Genomic DNA, 6,000 nt, shown 5'->3' on the forward strand with positions numbered 1-6,000 from the left:
CCTTATACCGTGGGCAATGAGAAACACCTCTGGCTACACTTGCCAGTTGCACACCTGGGAGCTACAGCAGCGGTAAGCAATTCGCTACCACTGGTAATACAGGTCGCAGCACAGGAGCTCACCTCGACTACTGAGTTAAAAGATTTGGTCAGCGGTGAATGGGTCAGGCCCTATGCTGACGTGCTACGTCCAACACTCAACTACAACATCGCGATCGCGCAGTCTAACCCTACCATTGACACGCCCGGCATGATGGAGCTGACAAAGAGCTTTGAAGGATTCCACCTCAAGCCTTACTAAAACTACCAGCAATGGTGATGGAGTTTGGGTACCCGCGCCCCTAGCCAGCACGGCACCATCGACCAGGCCGCTGCAGCGTGAATACTGGCTATCTGGAGCGCAATGCCTACCCGCGAGCGGGCTCTTGGGCCTAGCTGAGCCCCAGTCTGTTGCCCTAGCCAGCTTCTGCTATCACGGCCAAGGCTGGGCCTGAATTCCTGCCCACTCGCTTAACTCGTTGCAGAGCCATTCAATTTCCCGACGAGTACTGTAGACGATAATCATTTGATCATTAGATGAGAAGTTCAAGTTGATTCGATAGCTGGTCTGGTTCGCCGCGCCAGCAGAAATTCCCATTAGTTCTCCTTGGAGAATTACAGTTTTTTCCCTACCTTTTAGCCGGTCGAAAGTAACAACGACTGTCCTATCTTTTTTTTTGGAAATTCAATATTAGCACTAGTATGATTGAATGAACCTCTAACGTTCATCAAGAACACATCAAGCACTTTCCTTGGGCTTGACCCTTGGAACGCTAGAATTATAAGAATTGGAAGAAATGGAAGAAACCAAGTAAGCAACATAAGAAACAAGGTAAACAGAAAATCTATAAAAAACATTGCAAACGTTATTAAGGCTAGTGCTAGACAAGTCCAGAGCAGTAAGTTGTCATTCACGCCTGAAAAGGTATATAGAATTTGATTTAGTGGTACTCTTAGCTGAAGAGTAGTTTGAGTTGCCTTCAGGGAAATAGAGGAGGATGAGGGACATGTTGTTGTACCTAAGAAAAGCTTCTGTACGGTTGAGGTCGCTTTTGGCTCTTGGCGAGGCTTGAGAAGGTGTAGCCTTGCGTCTTGTGCTGTTGCTGGTCTTTTGGCTAAGCTTGGGTTTGTTAGCCATTCGATCCAACTGATGAAAGGCCTGCTGAGGGTCGTCAAGTGGTCAAATCCAACGTGTAAATCGTCTTCAGGTAAATCAGCAGGATGTTGACCTGTCGCTAGATAAGTTAAGGTCATACCGACACCATACAAATCGGATGCGGGTAACGATCGGCCACCAAATTGTTCGGATGGCATATAACCATAGGTGCCAACCACTGTTACCGTGCCACCATGAGCGGCTGTTTGTACCGAGCCAAAATCAATCAGATAAACCTCACCCGGACCATTGCCACTACGGTTTTTGAGCAACACATTACTCGGTTTAATATCACGATGAATGACAGGCGGTTGAAGTCGATGAAGGTACTCCAAGATGTCTAGCAAGTCTTTGGTGATCGCCGTTAATTCTGCTTCGCCAAACCTACAGCCGTCCTGTGTCCATTGTTGAAGCGAGCGTGCCTCAATGTAACTTTGTACCAGCGCAAAACCCTTGCCAAACTCGATTTCTACCTCAAAGAAATCAAGATATTGAGGTATTGCTGGGTGACCAAGAGCTTTGAGAGTTTCTGCCTCGCGCTCAAATAATTTCAAATCCTCCCAGGTAGAATCTGGGCTAAACAGTAAGAGTTTAATGACAACAGGTAGTTGATTTTGTAAATCGAGCGCTAAAAACGTTTGCCGTCCGGGTTTGCGACCCAGCATTGCTTGAATTTGATAGCGATCGTGCAAGATTTGGTTTACGAATGGACTGTCAGCACTGCCATCGAAATTGGCCATTGGTAAACCTTTTTGAGCTGAACGCTACGCATGCCTTTGGCATCTTTGCATCAAAGGTACCCACTTTATGGAGGTTCACTCCCGAGATCAGCAATCAATGTGCACGGTTGATCGCGAACGCTGTCGTCTACGACAACCCCACAGCTCTGTCGCGTCTACTCACCAAGTACGAGGTTAGTGGGAATGCGAACGCTTTTGGGTGGGGTGGGTTGATTGGTTGCCTGCGCGCGCAATCAACCAATCTGGCTTACCCCACGCCTGTACTCACGAAAGAGCTGCCAAGAGAGGTTGTGATGCTGCTTTGTGGCGCGGGGCAACTAGCCCGGCAACTATGCAGCCTAATCGGGGGTATCTTCCAGACACTGGAGCCTCAGCTTTCCTTCGGGAACGAACACTCCACGGTAATCTTGAGGTTGGCATCAGCCGTGCTCTTAGTGACGTAGGGTACCCCAGCTTCTCCAGCTACTTTTACCCCAAATTTGAGCGTTACCTTATCGACGCTAGCCCCGGCCATCTGCCTGAACGCGTTGAGGGTGTAGCTGGTGTAGACGCGAATGGTGCCCTGCATCGCCTGAAAAGAAAAGCGGGTGGGTGTTTCTCTTATCTGGACCACTGGATTGACTGTATGCTCCGGTTTTCTAACTCCCCTATCCGTTATCCGTTGCAAGTTGCCCCAACCTGGCGCGTGGGTTGGGGACCGGAGGCCAAATTGGAGGGGGCCGCTTGGCAGGAAGGGCCGTTGGCGATCGCCGTTGGCTCTGGCCGTCCGGCTGATAGTCAGCTTGCGCTCAGTCCTTCCCGCCGCTACGTAGTGGTGGGGAATATTTGGCTGTCGGATCGGCGATCGCTGCTCCGCGATCTAATCTCAGAAAATCCACTGCAACCGTCCGATGTTCAACTGGTAGCCGCTGCCTGGGAACGGTGGCAAACTGCTGTCCTGCCGAAACTGGTAGGCTCCTTTAGCCTAGCGGTATGGGATCGGGAGCGCGAGGTTTTGTGGCTTGGGCGCGACTCGGCGGGTGCTAGAACGCTGTATTACACCATTCAGGGTTCAACCTACTGGGCAGCGGGAGATCTACGAGCGCTCACCCCCTACCGTTCTTCAAACCTCGATCTTGTCGCCCTACGCGACTACCTGTGCTGCGCCTTCGTACCGGGCTCGCGCACCCTTTGGCAAGACGTGCGCGAGCTGCGCCCCGGTACTCAGCTCTCCTGGCCTGGGACTGACTGCCAAGCCTACTGCATCTGGAGGAACGGCTGGATACTAAGGGTGAGGAACAATCGTTGGAGTGGCATGGGGAGCAGCTGCGATCGCACCTCGATCAAGTCGTACAAGACTCGCTGCCTGAAGCTCCAGTGGGAGTCTTCCTCTCCGGCGGGCTAGACTCCAGCGCCATCACTGCGTTGGCAGCTAAATTTCATGCTCACCCGGTTCACACCTACTCCATTCACTTTGGCGACCCTTACCCCAACGAGCTAGAGTTTTCGGGCCTGGTAGCCCGTCACTGCGGCACCCAACATCCATTCTCGAAATTCCCCTTAGCAAAATGTGGGAGCAGCTGCCTGAGGCCATGGCCTGGCTCGACGATCCCATTGGCGATCCCCTCACAGTACCCAACCTGCTGCTAGGGCTATTGGCGCAACGCCAGGTTGGAGTAGTGCTCAACGGGGAAGGGGGTGATCCCTGCTTTGGTGGCCCCAAAAACCAGCCCATGCTGATCAACCAACTCTACAACTCCGTCAGCCAGCAAGACCCAATTTGGGCGTACCTGCAATCGACCATCTCATGGAGCATAGAGCTTGCCACGCCTTGCGCTTTACAACCAAATAATGCAGTTACATGACGATGCCGCTTAACGAATACTGCTATATGCGCCCATGCTAAGTTTTACGCTAGCTCCCACCCTTGAGGTCGTCATTCTCAGAAGAGATAATTGCGCCATAGTCGCAGTTCGTAAGCTTTAGAAGCTTTACTTTATTTCCTGTATTTTTGATAAGTAAAACAACAGCCGGGAAGGCCCGGCTGTTTGGTCTATACAGCGATGATGTCTTTCTTCGCTTACCAATCGAATGTGAGATACACATCCTTGGGTAACGACTGCCTACTACGGAATGCCCGGTTACGCAAACCATCTCGAGTCAGCCATTCAATGAGAAAGACGAATTCATTGGGCAGCCTGCCGCGAGTGGTTCTAATAAAAGCTCGCTCATCTGTGTTGCAAGCTGCATTACCCACATAAAGATGGTCAGGCTGAAAGATCAATTCCAAGGGTGTAAGTTGGAACACTCAATTCGTCATCAATTTCGTCAGGACTGGTCTTCATTACCTTCAGCGTCCAGCTTGACCAGGTGAATGTGCTTGTAACCCAGTTTGATCTTGAACTCATCTCCAGTCTTGAGGCCCATCTCCTGAGTGTAAGCTCCACCAATCACGATCTGACCGTTCTTATGAACGGTGAGGGTATATGACGCTTCTCGACCTCTTCCGTCTGCGCTCTTCTGCGGTTCAAGCTGAATGCCTTTCGCTACCAACAGAGCATCATAAAACTCAGCCAGGTTCACACGGGTTTGCCCTTCCTTACCAACCGTGTAGTAACCACATTCCTTAGCAAGTTCTCGCTTAGTGAGGCTGTCATTGTCCTTGACCTTGGCCAAAAGTTCCTTGCCTGTCAAGGGTTCCTTACTTTTTACTGCCATAATTCAATCCATCATTGGGGTACACATCGTAATCTCAGATGACTGCTAGAAAATCTCTAGAATCATTCAATGCTCCTTGTCTCCCACTCTACCTAGTGGATAGAGGAAGGGTTTAGAGACAATTTAGCTTAATCTAAATTTTATTATAGTTATCAATATATCAACTGACTCACAATCTTAGAGCCAATATCTAATGAAAAATGTTGTCAACCAGAGTTGTGCTATCCAGCCTATCAACCCATCGTTGTATGGCAAGCGCAACTCACTTTAGAAGATCTAATACTTCGAAGAAGGGGTGTTGCCAGCGCAATCGCTGAGACTAGCAACAGTACAGAGGATGGTTTGCTCCTATGGTCCTATGAATGGTGATTTGACTGAACTGAGTTACTTGTCAAGAATGATGGAAAACGCGAGGGGTGGTAAGGGGTAGGCTGATTTGAATTTGGAAATAAATGTTCCAAGTGTCAATCAGTGACATCAAGAATGTCGTAAAGCCTGACCGACCGGAAGGGACGAGGTGAGGGTTTAGAGAAAAACTTGGCTAAGAGTAAGGACCGCTCGATCGCTACGCCCGTGTCCCTTCAGCAGGAGCGGGTTGGGGGAATAAAGAAGTGCGATCGCAATCTAAGCCCAAAGTGCTGTCGCTCCCCTTTCAAACGCAAAAGAGGGGCGGAGGTCTCAAGAGCATATGGCGCAAAGAGAACGAACAACCTGCCATGGATGCTACAGGCAATAATAATGAAACGCTACTCGCACTGGCTGTAGTAGTAGCCCTGCACCACTAGGGCTAGCTATTCAAGTTTAGAAAGCTGAGATTTATCCATGTGGAACTGGGTCATGATGAAGACCTGAACGCGATGGGAACAGCATCGCGTGGTCTTTCCCTTTGCATTCAATCGAGCCTTCTCTAGCAAGGTCTGCGGCCCTTTTGCTTGCTTCAGCCCTACAACCTAGGCCTTCCCCCTTCACTTATATAGAGCAACGTAGCAAGGAACGGAAGCGGCAGCCTGGGATACAGTGCGATCGCCACAACTTTCTGTAGTTGCTGCTGGAGTTACACCCTTGCTAGGGCGCTGGAACAAGAATGAGACAGCCTGTGCTGATTATCTCTCATGGCTCACTTAAAAGTTCTTTACAAACTGTAACAGTTGGGTTTAAGGTAGGGATATACATACCTCGTCATCCCTTGCGGATGAATCAAATCCACCAACCTGCACTCATCTTTATCATGACTACGACGTTACAAAGACAACAAACTGCCTCCCTGTGGGAGCAGTTTTGCCAGTGGGTGACCAGCACCGAGAACCGCCTGTATGTGGGCTGGTTCGGCGTGCTGATGATCCCCACCCTGCTAGCTGCGACCGCCTGC

Annotated in this window: 7 protein-coding genes and 1 pseudogene; 4 read left to right on the forward strand and 4 right to left on the reverse strand. The window is 50.2% G+C overall.

The window, feature by feature from the left end:
• Positions 1–471 precede the first annotated feature (471 nt).
• The 3 genes from H6F59_RS03515 to H6F59_RS03525 all read right to left on the reverse strand — a co-directional run bounded on the left by H6F59_RS03515 (position 472) and on the right by H6F59_RS03525 (position 2,547).
• Positions 472–636: a hypothetical protein gene (locus H6F59_RS03515; RefSeq protein WP_190695188.1), complete on the reverse strand. Its 165-nt coding sequence runs from the start codon at positions 634–636 to the stop codon at positions 472–474.
• Between the two features lie 38 nt (positions 637–674).
• Complete coding sequence (locus tag H6F59_RS03520) at positions 675–1,934, reverse strand: serine/threonine-protein kinase (protein ID WP_190695190.1); 1,260 nt, start codon at positions 1,932–1,934, stop codon at positions 675–677.
• 370 nt (positions 1,935–2,304) lie between these two features.
• Positions 2,305–2,547: a CU044_2847 family protein gene (locus H6F59_RS03525; protein WP_313887104.1), complete on the reverse strand. Its 243-nt coding sequence runs from the start codon at positions 2,545–2,547 to the stop codon at positions 2,305–2,307.
• A gap of 12 nt (positions 2,548–2,559) precedes the next feature.
• Between H6F59_RS03525 and H6F59_RS26220 the strand changes: the two genes are divergently transcribed.
• The 3 genes from H6F59_RS26220 to H6F59_RS26695 are packed head-to-tail and all read left to right on the forward strand — an operon-like array spanning position 2,560 to position 3,778.
• On the forward strand, positions 2,560–3,318 hold the full coding sequence (locus H6F59_RS26220; RefSeq protein WP_199325564.1) for a hypothetical protein: 759 nt from the start codon (positions 2,560–2,562) through the stop codon (positions 3,316–3,318).
• A complete protein-coding gene (locus H6F59_RS27530; protein ID WP_348251358.1) occupies positions 3,291–3,563 on the forward strand; it encodes an asparagine synthase C-terminal domain-containing protein in 273 nt (90 codons plus the stop codon). Before H6F59_RS26220 ends, H6F59_RS27530 begins: the two co-directional genes overlap by 28 nt.
• The gene (locus H6F59_RS26695) at positions 3,482–3,778 is read left to right on the forward strand and encodes an asparagine synthase-related protein (protein WP_277882375.1); all 297 of its coding nucleotides are present in this window, start codon (positions 3,482–3,484) and stop codon (positions 3,776–3,778) included. Before H6F59_RS27530 ends, H6F59_RS26695 begins: the two co-directional genes overlap by 82 nt.
• A gap of 463 nt (positions 3,779–4,241) precedes the next feature.
• Here the strand turns inward: H6F59_RS26695 and H6F59_RS03535 are convergent, their stop codons facing one another.
• Positions 4,242–4,631 carry an AbrB family transcriptional regulator gene (locus H6F59_RS03535; RefSeq protein WP_190515661.1) on the reverse strand — a complete coding sequence of 130 codons (390 nt, stop codon included), beginning with the start codon at positions 4,629–4,631 and terminating at the stop codon, positions 4,242–4,244.
• A 1,228-nt stretch (positions 4,632–5,859) separates the two neighbouring features.
• On the opposite strand from H6F59_RS03535, the pseudogene H6F59_RS03540 reads away from it, so the two are divergent.
• Positions 5,860–6,000: pseudogene (locus tag H6F59_RS03540) on the forward strand (photosystem II q(b) protein); the annotation flags it as partial.

This window comes from Nodosilinea sp. FACHB-141, assembly GCF_014696135.1.
Taxonomy (GTDB): domain Bacteria; phylum Cyanobacteriota; class Cyanobacteriia; order Phormidesmidales; family Phormidesmidaceae; genus Nodosilinea.